Source organism: Neisseria sp. HMSC066H01, assembly GCF_001837375.1.
Lineage (GTDB): Bacteria > Pseudomonadota > Gammaproteobacteria > Burkholderiales > Neisseriaceae > Neisseria.
In genome coordinates, this window is sequence record NZ_KV832195.1 from 275,484 (window position 1) to 290,493 (window position 15,010).

The 15,010-nt window shown below is 50.0% G+C and carries 8 protein-coding genes; 4 read left to right on the plus strand and 4 right to left on the minus strand.

Features of this window, described 5'->3' with window-relative positions; translation table 11 throughout:
* Window positions 1-46: 46 nt before the first annotated feature.
* Complete coding sequence (locus HMPREF2551_RS08170) at window positions 47-976, plus strand: Slam-dependent surface lipoprotein (RefSeq protein ID WP_070838356.1); 930 nt, start codon at window positions 47-49, stop codon at window positions 974-976.
* Window positions 977-1,194: 218 nt separating this feature from the next.
* Window positions 1,195-2,688 carry a surface lipoprotein assembly modifier gene (locus tag HMPREF2551_RS08175; protein ID WP_070838358.1) on the plus strand — a complete coding sequence of 498 codons (1,494 nt, stop codon included), beginning with the start codon at window positions 1,195-1,197 and terminating at the stop codon, window positions 2,686-2,688.
* A 128-nt stretch (window positions 2,689-2,816) separates the two neighbouring features.
* Here the strand turns inward: HMPREF2551_RS08175 and HMPREF2551_RS08180 are convergent, their stop codons facing one another.
* The 4 genes from HMPREF2551_RS08180 to HMPREF2551_RS08195 all read right to left on the minus strand — a co-directional run bounded on the left by HMPREF2551_RS08180 (window position 2,817) and on the right by HMPREF2551_RS08195 (window position 12,728).
* Window positions 2,817-5,297, minus strand: a complete 2,481-nt coding sequence (locus tag HMPREF2551_RS08180) for a glycogen/starch/alpha-glucan phosphorylase (protein ID WP_070838360.1) — start codon at window positions 5,295-5,297, stop codon at window positions 2,817-2,819.
* A 313-nt stretch (window positions 5,298-5,610) separates the two neighbouring features.
* Window positions 5,611-7,596 (minus strand): glycogen debranching protein GlgX, encoded by a 1,986-nt coding sequence (gene glgX, locus HMPREF2551_RS08185; protein WP_070838362.1) that lies wholly within the window; start codon window positions 7,594-7,596, stop codon window positions 5,611-5,613.
* Between the two features lie 145 nt (window positions 7,597-7,741).
* Entirely contained in the window at window positions 7,742-12,028 is a 4,287-nt protein-coding gene (gene glgB / locus HMPREF2551_RS08190) for a 1,4-alpha-glucan branching protein GlgB (RefSeq protein ID WP_070838363.1), read from the minus strand.
* Window positions 12,029-12,245: 217 nt separating this feature from the next.
* Window positions 12,246-12,728, minus strand: coding sequence for an FKBP-type peptidyl-prolyl cis-trans isomerase (locus HMPREF2551_RS08195; RefSeq protein ID WP_003683125.1), 483 nt, complete (start codon window positions 12,726-12,728; stop codon window positions 12,246-12,248).
* Between the two features lie 508 nt (window positions 12,729-13,236).
* Here HMPREF2551_RS08195 and HMPREF2551_RS08200 point away from each other — a divergent pair.
* The gene (locus HMPREF2551_RS08200; protein WP_003746007.1) at window positions 13,237-13,503 is read left to right on the plus strand and encodes a hypothetical protein; all 267 of its coding nucleotides are present in this window, start codon (window positions 13,237-13,239) and stop codon (window positions 13,501-13,503) included.
* A gap of 95 nt (window positions 13,504-13,598) precedes the next feature.
* Entirely contained in the window at window positions 13,599-14,972 is a 1,374-nt protein-coding gene (locus HMPREF2551_RS08205) for an FAD-binding oxidoreductase (RefSeq protein WP_070838365.1), read from the plus strand.
* Window positions 14,973-15,010 lie beyond the last annotated feature (38 nt).

The following is a 15,010-nucleotide window of genomic DNA, read 5'->3' on the forward strand; positions in this document are numbered from 1 at the left end:
ACAAAACAGCGGTATCCACCATATCTTTTCTTTAAAAGGAAAAATCATGAAAGCATCACAATTAACCCTCGCCGTCCTTCTGACTGCAGCCTTCAGTTCTGCTTATTCAGTAGAAGTTAAAGGTGGTGATTCAAGTAAAGGGCAATTAATTCAAGCTGCTGAATCCGATTCCCTGCCCTTCGGTGCAGGTGCGGCGGGCATTAAGGTCAGCACCGGCAACGGCCTGTCCAACTCCATCAACCTCCAAGCCGGCCCCGCGCAACGCATCCGCACCAAATACGGCAACGCACCCATCAACGGCGGCAATCAGAACGCCAATGTAAACGGTGCGGCCAATCCGAGATACCTCACCCCAGGTGATGTCAATCCCGTATTGGGCTGGTTCAGCTCGAAAAAACTTGGACAAGTTTGGTATGAAAAACGCGCCAACAACACCGAGGTGTTTAGCGTACGCCAAATGGCTGACCCGCTGTTGCCGATTGCACCGAAATTCGGCGGCATGACCTTTGCCAAAGTGCCGACTGCGGCAACCAACGTCTTCTTCGGCGAATGGGCACCGCGCAAAGGCAACAGCAATCAGATTGCCAACAGCACGGATTTGAATATGAACGACGGCAACCGCACGGTTTGGTTCGTGGGTGAGAATCCGACAGCTAATATGCCGAAACTGGTCAATGCGAAATACAATGTATTAGGTATTAACAAGCATACTCCAGGGAAAAATGATTTCTATACCGGCGTACTGACCGCCAACTATGGAACAGGTAAAAATGAACTGGCCGGCACTATTTCCCGCGCCGGAGACAGCATCAATTTTGCCAATACCAAAATCGAAAGCAGCGGTAAATTTGATAACCATAAAAATACCGAGCATATTACCGGACGCTTCTATGGTAGCGGAGCGGAAGCCTTGGCAGGTATCGTGGATCGTGCAGGCGCAGATAAAGACGTAGCCTTCGGCGGCGCGAAAAAATAACCTTGCCTGCTTATGCGATTAGGGAATGCCGGTGTTTTCGGCGTTTGGCCGTCCGTTCCCGCAATCAGGAAAACCGCCGTTTTTTAACCGCAGCCGCAGTAGGCATAAATATACTGCGGCTGACCTGTTTTCGAAGTGCCGTGCAAACCTGCATTGCCTTGCGGAATTTCTGTTTTTACTTCTTTCAGACAGCCTCTCCGCCCAAAGGACCCCATCCCATGAAACACCACTTCTGCCTGCTTTTTCTACCGCTCTGTACGGTCTGCCTTGCCGCTCCGTCCAACGATGCCGCAGATGAACGCCGCCGCCTGCTGGATGAGAGCAGCCGCCAAACGCAGCAATATCGAGAAAGTGACTGGCTGGACACGGAACAGGCACACGGGGAAGTGGGAGAAAACGACAGCTACATCATGATAGACGGTACAGTCTACCAAGTCGGCGATACGGCAGAAGAACTGGAAAGTGCGATTTACCACGCCCTCAACGCGCGGCAGTGGCACAAAGTGCGGCAGTTCGCCGCCCGCTACGCAAAACTGCCGCAACACAAACCCGCGCTGATTCATTTGGCCGATGCGCTGCAAAAACGGGACGAAGGGGATTTCCGCACGGCGGGGAACAGTTTTCAGACGGCCTTGGAAGCCGAACCCGGCAACCCCCGCCTGCTGCTCGAAGCGGGGCGGTTTTATGCCGAAGACAACCAAAACAAAGAGTCCGCCGCCGCGTTTGAGAAAGTTCTGAAAACAGATATTCCTGCTGAAACCCGCCCCATCGTGGAAAACTACCTATCCGAACTGGGCAAACGCCGCCGCTGGCACGGCCAAATCAGCCTCGGCTACGGCTACAATAGCAATGTAAACCAAGGCAACGGCATCAGCCAATGCGTGTGGGAAATCGCGGGCATGTGCCTGATGGAGCGCACCCTGCCTGCGCCAACGGATTCGACCTTCTTATCCTATAGCGCGACCGCCGAAAAAACCGTTCCGCTCAAAGGGCATCATGGTGTACAGGTACGCGGTGTCCTGTACGGCAACCGCTACACGGAAAAAGACAAAGATTCGGCGGCCATGCCGGATTACAGCTATCACAACGGTTCGCTGTACGCGGGATACGCCTATGCCGACACACGCTCCTCCTTTTCCCTGCTACCCTATTTCGAATACGACTTCCGCAACCGCCACACCCACTACCGCGTATGGGGCGCGGATGTTGACTGGTCGCACACACTCTCCCCACGCTGGCGTATTAACTCACATGCCGGAGCAAAAAAGACCGGATATAGTGGACAAAACAAAGATTATTTTGCCAACTATAAGCAATACGAACTGGGCGTAGGGGCAGAATTTTCTCTCACACCCCAAAGCGGCCTGTTCGCCAACTTTGATGCAACACGCAAAGCTTATCCCGAAAAATCTTCTTCCAGCAAGGAATATACGACACGGCTGGGCGCATATAGTTTTTTTTCAAGCGGTACTTACCTCAATACTATCCTGCTTCACCGCCGCAGTCTTTATGACGCGGCAAGTTTTGTCAGCGACAACAGACGGCGACGCGACAATCAATACATCATGATAGCCGCTGTAGGCTTTCCGCAGTGGAACCTTAAAGGTGTGTATCCTGAATTTCGTTTTAGACGCTCAATCTCCCATAGCAATACAGCACATTACCGCTACCGTCAGAATGAATGGCTACTAAATTTTAAATATCGATTTTAAATTGAGTCATTTAGAAATACCCTAAAGCAACAATATAACCATACTGTTTTACTCCTTTCTATTTCATGCCGTCTGAAAAAAGCCGATACACCTTCCTGATGTATCGGCTTTCGCTATCTGCTTAACTCTTAATTTCTGCTGGGCAATTCTTTTTCGCTCAATGGTTTGATGTACCAAATATCGCGGCAGTAGTCGGCGATGGAGCGGTCGGATGAGAAGAAGCCCATGTTGGCGATGTTGATCAAGGCTGATTTGCGCCATGCGGATACGTTGCGGTAGTGTTCGTCCGCTTTGTATTGCGTGTCGATGTAGCTGCGGAAATCGGCCATCAGCTGATAAAAGTCGCCGTATGGTTGCAACACGTCGTTGTAGCGGTTTGGCTCTTCGGGAGAGAAAGTGCCTTGGCTGATTTGGTTGACGACGCGGCGCAGGTCGCTGTCTCGCTCGATATAGCTCAATGGGTCATAACCGTTGCGGCGGATTTCTTCGACTTGTTCGACGGTGTTACCGAAGATATAGCAGTTGTCCGCGCCGACTTTTTCCAAAATCTCAACGTTCGCTCCGTCCAGTGTACCCATACAGATTGCGCCGTTGAGGGCGAATTTCATGTTGCTGGTACCGGATGCTTCTGTACCTGCCAGTGAAATCTGTTCGTGCAAATCGGCGGCTGGGATGATGATTTGGGCAAGGCTGACGCTGTAATTCGGGATGTAAACGACTTTAATCAGGTCGCGGATACGGGTGTCGTTGTTGATGACTTTGGCAACGTCGTTAATCAGTCGGATGATTTTCTTCGCCATGTAATAGGCGGAAGCGGCTTTACCGGCAAAGATGAACACACGCGGCTGCCAATCGAAATCCGGGTTTTCCAAGATTTTGTTATAACGGTCGACAATGTGCATCACGTTCAATGCTTGACGTTTGTACTCGTGGATACGTTTGATTTGGATGTCGAAAAGTGCATCGGTGTTAACTTTGATACCCAGCTCAGTTTCGATGTATTTGGCAAGGCGATCTTTGGCGGCTTTTTTCACTTCACCGAATTCTGCCTGTACGGAAGCATCGTCTACTTTGTCGTTGAGCTTGGTCAGGTTGTCCAAATGCAGACGCCAGTCTTCGTCGCCCAGATGTTTGTCCAAGAATTTGGTCAAGCCCGGGTTAGCGATGTTGATCCAGCGGCGCGGGGTTACGCCGTTGGTTACGTTGGTAAAGCGTTCTGGGAACACTTTGGCAAAGTCGGCGAAGATGGATGTGGTCATCAAATCGGAGTGGATTTTTGCCACGCCGTTGACTTTGTGCGAACCGATCACGGCAAGCCATGCCATGCGGACGCGACGGCCGTGGGTTTCATCAATGATGGATACGCGGCGGACAAAGTCGTCGTCGAAGTTGCCGATGGCACGTAAGGCATTGAGGAAGTAGGCGTTGATTTCAAAGATGATGTCCAAGTGGCGCGGCAGCAGACGGCCCATCAGGTCAACCTGCCAAGTTTCCAAGGCTTCGCTCATCAATGTGTGGTTGGTGTAAGAGAAAATCTTACAACACATATTCCATGCTTCAGTCCATGCGATGCCCTCTTCATCAATCAGGATGCGCATCAATTCAGGAATAGCGAGCACCGGATGGGTGTCGTTCAAGTGGATGGCGACTTCGTCCGCCAAAGTGCGGATGCTTGGGAAACGGCATTTGTGACGGGCGACGATGTCTTGAACGGAAGCGGAAACCAAGAAGTATTCTTGCTTCAGGCGCAATTCGCGGCCGGAATCGGTAGAGTCATTCGGATACAGAACGCGTGAGATGTTTTCGTCACTGTTTTGTGCGCGAACGGCAGAGGCATAATCGCCTCGGTTGAAGTCGGCAAGGTCAAACAGGTTGCCCGCGTGTGCGGTCCACAAGCGCAATGGGTTGGCACATTCGCCGCCATAGCCAGGAATGATTTCATCGTATGCCCAAGCGGAAATTTCTTCGCTCGGCTGCCATTCTTTTTTGTCACCCAAGTTCAACACTTGACCGCCGAAACGGACGGAATATTGTTTGTTCGGACGGGCAAATTGCCATGCCAAGTCTTGGTCGAGCCACAAATCGGGTTTTTCAACTTGTTGGCCGTCCACGATTTCTTGTTTGAACATACCGTATTGGTAACGGATGCCGTAGCCCATGGCCGGAATGCGCAGGGTTGCCAAAGAGTCGAGGAAGCAGGCGGCCAGGCGGCCCAAACCGCCGTTACCCAAACCTGGATCTTCTTCTTGTTCGCAGACATCGGCAAATTCTTTGCCCAGTTGCTTAAAGGCTTCTTCGAATTCGGCGTAAACGCCTTCGTTAATCAGCGCGTTGACAAATGAACGGCCGAGCAGGAATTCCATAGACAGGTAATAAACCATGCGTTTGCTGTTGTCGATGTGGGCGCGGCGTGTTTTGAGGAAATCTTCCGCAATCAGATCACGCGCGGCAAGCATGGCGGCGTTGAGCCATTGGTGTGAAGTTGCTTCTTTAGGATCGACGCCCAAGATGAAAATCAACTTGTAAACAATGGACTTGCGGATGGTTTCTGCATCCGGTTTGGGCATAACGTAATCGTAGCCGGAGATGGGGAGTTTTTGCTTAGCCATGGAAGCCTTTCTTTCATTTAAGGCACTTGGACAACGCGCCTGATGGTTTATAGAAACAACGTTATTCAGTTTTCAGACGGCCTGAAGAAGTATAAATGCCGTCTGAAAAATTTATAGGTAGGTTTGTTTCAGGTTTGATACGGATTATAACTGAAATATTCCACTCCGTATTATTTTTTCTTTATAAAACATTTAATTACAAATTAAACCACTCATCATCTCATCGGCATTTCCATTTATGCCATGCAAGCTTCGGCTCAACGGATACAGACGAAATATCAAAGAGTTAACACAATAACGGCTTGGTTTTCATTTAATTCGTTTTATGTAAAACCCAAATCCCCATGTGTTCGACAACACATTTTCCAGCCTCTTCGTAATTAAATTTCTCAGATGGTACGCAAGAAATTTCCCAATTGCCTTGAGGCAGGTTAAATAACTGACGACTACGTTTGGCATTGACCAACAGCAACCACTCGTCGTCCAAAACAACCTGAATCGCCTTGCTGCCCCTGTTGTGCCAACAATATTCGGTCATCGGGCTACCGTCCGCATTGAGCCATTGCACACACTCTTTTTCCCACCAGCAATCATCTGTCAGCAGCTTGATTCGGCTGCGTACGCGTATCAGCGCTTGAGTGTAATTTTGTAACTCATGAGGCTCATTTTGCCAATCCAACCATGTAATCGGATTATCTTGGCAGTAGCTGTTGTTGTTGCCTTGCTGACTGTTACCGAACTCATCGCCTGCCAAAAGCATGGGCGTACCGTTGGATAAAAATAAGGAGGCAAGCAGCGCTTTGGAGGTGTATTCGCGGTTGAGCAACACCTCTTCATCATCGGTTTCGCCTTCTACGCCGTGGTTGTAGCTGATGTTTTCATTATGCCCGTCGCGGTTGTTTTCGCCGTTGGCTTCGTTGTGTTTTTCGTTATAGCTGACCAAATCGCGCAAAGTGAAGCCGTCGTGTGCGGTAATGAAGTTGATGCTGGCGGACGGGTGGCGGCCGCTGTGGTTGAAAATATCGGACGACCCGGCCAAGCGTTCGGCAAATGCGCCCAAATTGCCGCTTTCCCATGACCAAAACGCGCGCATGTCATCGCGGAAACGGCCGTTCCATTCGGCAAAAGGTTGCGGGAAATTACCCAAGTGATAGCCGCCCTCGCCGATGTCCCATGCTTCGACAATCAGCTTCAAACCGGCCAAAACCGGGTCTTGATACAGGACTTGGAAAAAACGGCCGTACGATTGGAAATCAGGCTCGCGTCCCAATACGGTTCCCAAATCGAAACGGAAGCCGTCGATATGAAACTCTTCCGCCCAATAGCGCAGGCTGTCTGCCGCCCAACGGGTAACGTCGCGTCGGACAATATTGAGCGTATTGCCGCAACCCGACCAGTTTTCATAATTGCCGTAAGGGGTGTGCCAATACCATAAGGTGTTGTCGATACCGCGCTGACACAGCATCGGGCCTTTGTCGTCCTGCTCGGCCGTGTGGTTGTACACGACATCCAAAATCACTTCCAAACCTGCCTGATGCAGGGCTTTGACCGCTTGTTTAAACTCTGCCGCCGCACGTTCGGGGTTGTCGGCATAAGACGGCTCGACAGCAAAATGGGAATAAGTGTTGTAGCCCCAATAATTGCTCAAACCCATCTGCTGAAGATGGTATTCATCCAGATGATAATGAATTGGCAGCAGCTCGACCGTCGTTACCCCCAATTCTTGCAAATAGGCCAAAACCCGTTTATCGCACAAGGCTTTATAAGTGCCTGCGTACTTCAAATCGGGGAATTGCTTGGTCAACCCTTTGACATGGGCTTCATAAATAACGGTTTTGCCCCAAGGTATTTCCGGACGGCAATCTTTGGCCCAATTGAATCGGCTACGTCCGACCACGACGCTTTTCGGCGCAACGGCGGCATTGTCGCGTTCATCTTCCGGTCTGAACCATGCCATTTCTTCGGCGTTACGGTAGCTTGGTTTGCCGTCAATTTTTTTGGAATACGGATCAATCAGTAATTTGTTGGGATTGAAACATGAGCCGTATTCTGCATTTTCACGCCCATACACGCGGAAACCGTATCGCTGCCCTGCCTTAACATCCGGCACAAATCCGTAAAATACCGAACCGCGCCGCGAAGGCATCTCCAAACGGGTTTCTTTATCCTTATCAAACAGACACAATTCGACCTTTTCGGCATTGATGGAAAACAAGGTAAAATTCGCGCCCTTGCTTGTCAGGGTCGCACCCATGGGATAAGGCTTGCCTTCCTCGATATGCCATGATTTGGCAGACATAGAATGATTCCTTGGTATGTATTTGGTTGCGTATCCAATATAAGGCCGTCTGAAAATCTTTCAGACGGCCTTTAGTCATATTGATGTCACTATCTTTTAATTTTCAGCTGATTGGGCAGGCATGATGCCCACCCTCAAAGTTGATTTACGCTTCGTCTTTGACTGCCGCCTGATACAGGTAAACGGTTGCCAACGGCGGTACGGTCACAGACAAGGAATTTGGTTTGCCATGCGACCAAACTTCTTCTGTCTCCACCGTTGCGCCGGCAGAAACGCCGCTGCCTTTGTAATGCAGGTCGTCCGAATTGAGGATTTCGCGGTATTCGCCGGCAGAATTCACACCGAAGCGGTAACCTTCGCGTACTACTGGCGTGAAGTTGCTGATGACGATAACGCGGTTGCCTTCGCGGTCGCGGCGTTCGAAGACGAAAACGGAATTGTTGCCGTCATCGGCGACCAGCCACTCAAAGCCTTCCGGCCATTGGTCCAATTGGTAAAGCGGCGCGGTGTCTTTATAGACATGGTTCAATTCGCGCACAAAGTCTTGCACGCCTTTGTGCCAGCCGCCCTCTTGCTCCAGCAGGAACCAATCCAGTCCTTCGTTGTAGTTCCACTCGCGGCCTTGCGCAAACTCGCTGCCCATAAACAAAAGTTTTTTGCCGGGGAAGCCGTACATAAAGCCGTAGTAGGCGCGCAGGTTGGCAAATTGTTGCCAACAGTCGCCGGGCATCCGTCCGAGCAGCGAGCGTTTGCCGTGTACGACTTCATCGTGTGAAAGTGGCAGGACGAAGTTTTCGCTGTACTGGTACATCATGCCGAAGGTCATTTTGTTGTGGTGATATTTGCGGTTGATGGGGTCTTCCATCATGTAACGCAAAGTATCGTTCATCCAGCCCATATTCCATTTGAAGCTGAAGTTCAAACCTTCTTGGCGGGTCACATTGGCAAATGAAGTAGATTCTTCGGCAATTTCGGTCGCAGCCGGAACTTCTTCTTTCAACATGGTGTTGGTATCGCGCAGGAAAGCGATGGCTTCAAGGTTTTCATGGCCGCCGTATTGGTTCGGAATCCACTCGCCGTCTTTGCGCGAGTAGTTGCGGTAAATCATGGAGGCGACGGCGTCCACGCGGATACCGTCGAAGCCGAAACGTTCTATCCAATACAGGGCGTTGCCTTGCAGGAAGTTTTTCACTTCGTTTCTGCCGAAGTTGTAAATCAAGGTGTTCCAGTCTTGATGGTAGCCTTCGCGCGGATCGGCGTGTTCGTACAGCGCGGTGCCGTCAAACTTGGCCAGGCCGTGATCATCGGTCGGGAAGTGGCCAACCACCCAGTCGAGGATAACGCTGATGCCTTCGTCGTGCGCGGCTTTAATCAATGCGCGCAATTCTTCCGGCGAACCGAAACGGCTGGTCGGCGCATACAAACCGGTTGCTTGATAGCCCCATGAGCCGTCAAACGGATATTCGGAAACAGGCAGGAACTCGATATGGGTAAAGCCCATGTCTTTGACGTATGCGACCAATTCTTTGGCGAGCTCTTCGTAAGTCAGCCAGTAATTGTTTTCCGGATTGCGCTTCCACGAACCCAAATGCACTTCATAAATGCTGATCGGCGCATCAATGGCATTGGCACGGGCGCGGAAAGCCGGTTCTTCCACTTCGTCAGGCAAGCCGCGCACGATAGATGCCGTGGTCGGGCGCAGTTCCGCACCGAAAGCATACGGGTCGGCTTTTTCGCGCACATTACCGTTGGCATCGCGGATTTCAAATTTGTATAGGGCGTTGAGTTTGACGGCAGGGATGAAGATGTCCCAAATGCCGTTGTCGCGGTGGAAACGCATCACATGGCGGCGGCCGTCCCAGTTGTTGAATTCGCCGATAACGGAAACGCGTTGCGCATTTGGCGCCCAGACGGCAAAACGTACACCCTTCACGCCGTCCAACTCGGCAAAATGCGCGCCTAAAGTCTCATAAGGACGCAGGTGTTTGCCTTCGGCCAACAGCCAGGAATCCATGTCTTGCAACGCAGAGCTGAAATGATAAGGGTCTTCTTCAATCACTGGCTCGGTGTCTTCGGTGTAACGGATACGCAAAGCATAATCGGGCGCATCATCGGGCAAGACGGCCACAAAGAAACCGCGTTCATCAATTTTTTCAGACGGCACGATGAGTTCGCCGCTGCGGCGGTTCACGATATCCACGCTTACTGTGCCGGGAATCAAAACGCGTACTACTTCATCGCCCTCTGCAAGGCGGTGTCGTCCCAGATAAGCGAACACATCGCTGTGGGTGGCAAGAAACAGGCTTTCGACCGTATCGCGCTCGATTTGGTCAAGTTCATGATAAGTCTTGATTTGGCTGTTTGTTTTCATGCGTACCTCGTCAATAATGGCAAGTTGGCCGCCCATGAGGCGGTGTTGTAGGAAATCTTCCAAAGAAACCGGCATTTTTTGCGCCCAGTTCGGATAGCCTTCGGTTACACCCGGGACATTCAGATTGTCAATGACGCCCAGCAGGTTTTCCAGTTGTACGGCGTAAAGCTTGCTGCGGCTCAATGCGCCGTATTTGTGCAAAGCCGCCAGCAAGGTTTCATCGGCTTTTGCCGGCATTTGTACGTCTGCACCCAGACAGCCGGTTTCTTTCAATTTATCCAGCAAATCGGCTTTATCGTGTTCGCGTTCATCCAAGGCCGTCTGAAAAGCGGCTGCATCAGGCAGAGTACCGAGTTTGAACATCGTATCCAAATCTTTGCCTGTCCAATAGCCTGCCAAGGGCGCAACATCGTGGGTGCTGATGACCGTAATCGCCTGCTCGGGGTATTCTTCCGGCAATTGGAAACCGTTCCAACCCTTGCTGAAATACATCACTTTGTAAGAGAACACCTGATAGCGGTTGAGCAGATAGCGGGCTTCGTCAGGTACCGTCCCCAAATCCTCGCCGATGATGACGCAACGGTTGCGCCGGCTTTCCAACGCCAAAATAGCAAACATCACTTCGGCATCGTAATGCACATACGCGCCGAAATCTGCTGTTTTACCGTTTAACACCCACCACAAACGGCACAATGCCATTACATGGTCAATCCGCAATACGCCATACAGACGCATGTTTTCGCGCAACAGATGGACAAATTTTTCATAGCCCGTATGCTTCAACATCAACGGATTAAGTGGCGGCAAATCCCAATTCTGCCCTGTCGGCCCCAAAGGATCGGGCGGCGCGCCGACTGACAAGTCCATACAATAATCTTGGCGGTTTAACCAAGTATCCGCGCTGCCGCGCGCCACGCCGACTGCCAAATCGCCGTAAATACCGAGTTTGACACCGTATTCGGCAGCGGCTTGGTTGACTTCGCGCAACTGCTCCGCACAAAGCCATTGCAGCCACATATAAAAACGGATTTCACGTTCATGGTTGCGTGCGAATTTTTCTACCGCTTCGCCATCAGGCTGATGAAATTCAGACGGCCATGACTGCCAACCCACTTGTCCGGGACGGCTGTAATACTGGTCCAAAGCCTCAAACAAACCGAAGCCCTGCAAAGCCTTGCCTTTTTCTAATACAAAAGCTTCAAATGCAGCGCGTTCATTTGCCGCAGCCTCGCAAGTATCCTGTTCAAACGCGTTAAACGCCATGTGCAGCGCATCACGCTTGCACGCCCAAACCGCGGTATAAGTTACCGTTTCCGTGATACGCAAAGCAGCGATGCGCTGACGGATTTTCGGTTGCGCCAGCCAGTTTTTCAGTTGCTCGTTATAAGTAAACGCACCGACCTTCTCAACATCCAAATAAATCGTATTGAGCCATTCGCGCGAAGAAGGACTATACGGGCTGGCAAAGGCGGGCTTGCTGGTAAACAAAGCGTGCAAAGGGTTGATACCGACAAAATCCAGCTTTTTCTCCGCCGCATATTTCATCAGGTTCAGCAAATCGGTAAAGTCGCCTATACCCCAGTTGCGCTCAGAACGCAGGCTGTACAAATGCATGGTCAAACCATTCATCCGTCCGCCATTGGCAAGCAGTTTAGGCTGATAAACCGATTCAGGCGCAACAATCAGGCGCACAAAGCAACTTTTGCCGCCGGTCTCGGCCGACAAGGTGTAATAACCGCAAGCCAGTTGGGGCAGCTTAATCCAAAGCGTATCGTTGTCGCCTGGATACACAGTCAAGGTCTGACATTTATCTGCTTCATCAATCAATACGACCGCTTCAGCACCATGAAATTCAGACGGCATCTGTAAAGATTCTTCGCCGTTTTCATGCGCAACCATCGTATCCAGATAAAGGCCGTCTGAATCCGGTTTGCTTTTATCCAAAACAGCGACAATCGATTCCAAAACTTCCGTTTTGGTCACATGATAAGTACCGTTGATGTCGTGGTAACCTAAATCAATACCGGCCTGTACCGCCTGCTGCTCCAATGTTTCACTCATTGCATTCTGCCTGTTTTACCAATATCTGAATCTTAATACAGATTCTGCCGCACCGTGATATGTAATTCATTGTAGTCTCAAACAAACCCCATATTTCCCCGCTTGATTTGACCTGAGCCAAAATTTCCTATTTATCTGTCTTGTAAAAACTTAAAGGCCGTCTGAAAAGGAGGATTTCATTCCTTTTCAGACGGCCTTTATCATGCGTTAAGCCTGATTAGTGATGGTGATGACCGTGCGGACCGTGTACGTGACCGTGGGCAATTTCTTCCTCGGTCGCATCGCGCACACCCTCAACAGTCGCTTTGAACAATACTTTCATACCGGCCAAAGGATGGTTGCCGTCCACCACGGCTTTGCCGTCGGCAACATCGGTTACACGATAAATCAATACATCGCCGGTTTCCGGATCATCAGCTTCAAACATCATGCCGACTTCGACTTCAACAGGGAACACGCTAACATCTTCAATGCGCACCAACTCAGGATCTTGTTCGCCGAAAGCATCATCGGGCGACAAAGCCACTTCGACGGTATCGCCTACATTTTTGCCGTGCAACGCTTCTTCCACCAAAGGGAAAATACCGTCATAACCGCCATGCAGGTAAGCGATCGGCTCTTCGGTTTTGTCCAACAGCTGGTTGTTGGCATCGTACATTTCATAATGCAGGGAAACTACGGAATTTTTAACAATAGACATCATGCCGTCCTTAATCAATATTTAAAAGTCACGCTTCGGTTATTCTATCACAGCCGCAACCAAACAATCGGCTTGCTTTAATAAATACCCCGTGCAAATGCGACAAAAAGATAAAAGCCTATATAAAAAAGCAAAATCAAATGATTTCAATACGTATAAGTTGCTTTTTCACAACACAAAGTGATTAAATTACAAAAAACTTCCCAAAAGCAAAAACATTCCAAACCCTTAAAACCAATAACAAATAAAAATACACAACCCATTGAATATAATATGTTTTTAAAATCTTCATCAATAATGAATATTTTCAGATGATTTTTCGCGCGCCAATATGATTTACATTATTTTCACTATTTTCGTATTGATTTTAGCCGGCAAACGGTTACGCAACGTTGCATTGACCTATCCCGTGGGGCATAATATTGAAAAATTCAGCAATGAATTTCTACTGTATAGGCCGTTTGACGGCTATTTTTAGTTTAAATCGATTTAAAAAAGGTTCTTAAAAATGAAAAAATCTCTGTTCGCTGCTGCTTTGTTGTCTTTAGCTTTGGCCGCTTGTGGCGGTGCTGATAAAGCTGCTGAAACTGCCGCTTCTGCTGCTTCTGAAGCCGCTGCTTCTGCTACTGAAGCTGCTGCCTCTACTGCTGATGCCGCTGCTTCTGCCGCTACCGAAGCTGCTGCTTCTGCTACTGAAGCCGCTGCTTCTGCTACTGAAGCTGCTGCATCTGCTACTGATGCCGCTGCTTCTGCCGCTTCTGAAGCTGCTAAATAATATTCTTTTGAATATAAAAAAAGCAGGATACCATTGCGTATCCTGCTTTTTTACATTCCTTCATCTTCCCTTCCCAATATTTCCGTCTGACCGCCATGCACCTTCACGACCGTTTTGCAGCGTTTCTTTCCGCCTCTGAAATCATCGAAGCCACTCCGGCCTTGTTAAACGACCAACGCCGCCGTTTTACTTCTTCTCCGGATATTGTCTTACAGCCGAACTCTGTCGAAAGCGTGCAGAAAATCATGCGTTTCTGTTTTGAAAACCGCATCCGCGTCACCCCGCAAGGCGGCAATACCGGATTATGCGGCGCAACGGTAACCACCGAAGGCGTACTGCTCAACCTCTCCAAGCTCAACCGCATCCGCGATATCAACCTTGCCGATAACAGCATGACGGTTGAAGCCGGTGTGATTTTGCAAAATGCTCAAAAGGCGGCAGATAAAGCAGGACGACTGTTTCCGCTCAGCCTTGCCAGCGAAGGCTCTTGCCAAATCGGCGGCAATATCGCCTGTAATGCCGGCGGTTTGAATGTCTTGCGTTACGGCAGCATGCGTGATTTGGTATTGGGTTTGGAAGTCGTTTTACCAAACGGCGAACTGGTTTCCCACCTTCAGCCCCTACACAAAAACACGACCGGCTACGACTTGCGCCATCTTTTTATCGGCAGCGAAGGAACATTAGGCATCATTACCGCCGCCACACTCAAACTCTTTGCCCAGCCCAAAACCAAAGCGACCGCATGGGTAGGCCTAGATGATATTGAATCTGCCGTCTCGCTTTTGACCGCTGTGCAAGGCCATTTTGCCGAACGCTTGACCAGTTTCGAGCTGATTAGCCGCTTTGCCCTTGATTTATCTTCGGAATTCAGCCAACTCAAAAAGCCTGCCGATGCGGAATGGCATATTTTAATTGAACTCACAGATTCCGTTCCCGACGCAGGTTTGGATGAAAAGCTTGCCGAATTTCTCTATCAAAACGGATGGGAAAACAGTATCTTGGCTCAATCCGAGCAGGAACGCTCCGATTTGTGGACCTTGCGTGAAAATATTTCCGCTTCCCAACGCAAACTCGGCACCAGCATCAAACACGACATCGCCGTCCCTATCGCCCAAGTAGCCGCTTTTGTCCGCCAATGCGCCCCTGCCTTGGAAACCCGTTTCCCCGGCATACAAATTGTCTGCTTCGGACATTTGGGCGACGGCAGCCTGCATTACAATACATTCCTGCCCAACGTATTGAGCAACGAAGCCTACCAATACGAAGATGCCGTCAATACCATTGTTTATGAAAACATCCTTGCCTGCCACGGTACCATTGCCGCCGAACACGGCGTAGGCATCATTAAAAAACATTGGCTGCCCCGAGTGCGCACACAAGCCGAACTTGCTCTGATGCATGCCATCAAAAATCAGCTTGACCCTTACGGCATCATGAATCCGGGCAAACTCCTGCCTTCTTTGGATTAACCAATACAAAAAGGCCGTCTGAAACATTTCAGACGGCC

What these genes read in the sequence shown, in the direction of transcription:
- HMPREF2551_RS08170 (WP_070838356.1), top strand. Translation starts at nt 47, where the DNA reads ATGAAAGCATCACAATTAACCCTCGCCGTCCTTCTGACTGCAGCCTTC.
- HMPREF2551_RS08175 (WP_070838358.1), top strand. Translation starts at nt 1,195, where the DNA reads ATGAAACACCACTTCTGCCTGCTTTTTCTACCGCTCTGTACGGTCTGC.
- HMPREF2551_RS08180 (WP_070838360.1), bottom strand. Translation starts at nt 5,297, where the DNA reads ATGGCTAAGCAAAAACTCCCCATCTCCGGCTACGATTACGTTATGCCC.
- glgX (WP_070838362.1), bottom strand. Translation starts at nt 7,596, where the DNA reads ATGTCTGCCAAATCATGGCATATCGAGGAAGGCAAGCCTTATCCCATG.
- glgB (WP_070838363.1), bottom strand. Translation starts at nt 12,028, where the DNA reads ATGAGTGAAACATTGGAGCAGCAGGCGGTACAGGCCGGTATTGATTTA.
- HMPREF2551_RS08195 (WP_003683125.1), bottom strand. Translation starts at nt 12,728, where the DNA reads ATGTCTATTGTTAAAAATTCCGTAGTTTCCCTGCATTATGAAATGTAC.
- HMPREF2551_RS08200 (WP_003746007.1), top strand. Translation starts at nt 13,237, where the DNA reads ATGAAAAAATCTCTGTTCGCTGCTGCTTTGTTGTCTTTAGCTTTGGCC.
- HMPREF2551_RS08205 (WP_070838365.1), top strand. Translation starts at nt 13,599, where the DNA reads ATGCACCTTCACGACCGTTTTGCAGCGTTTCTTTCCGCCTCTGAAATC.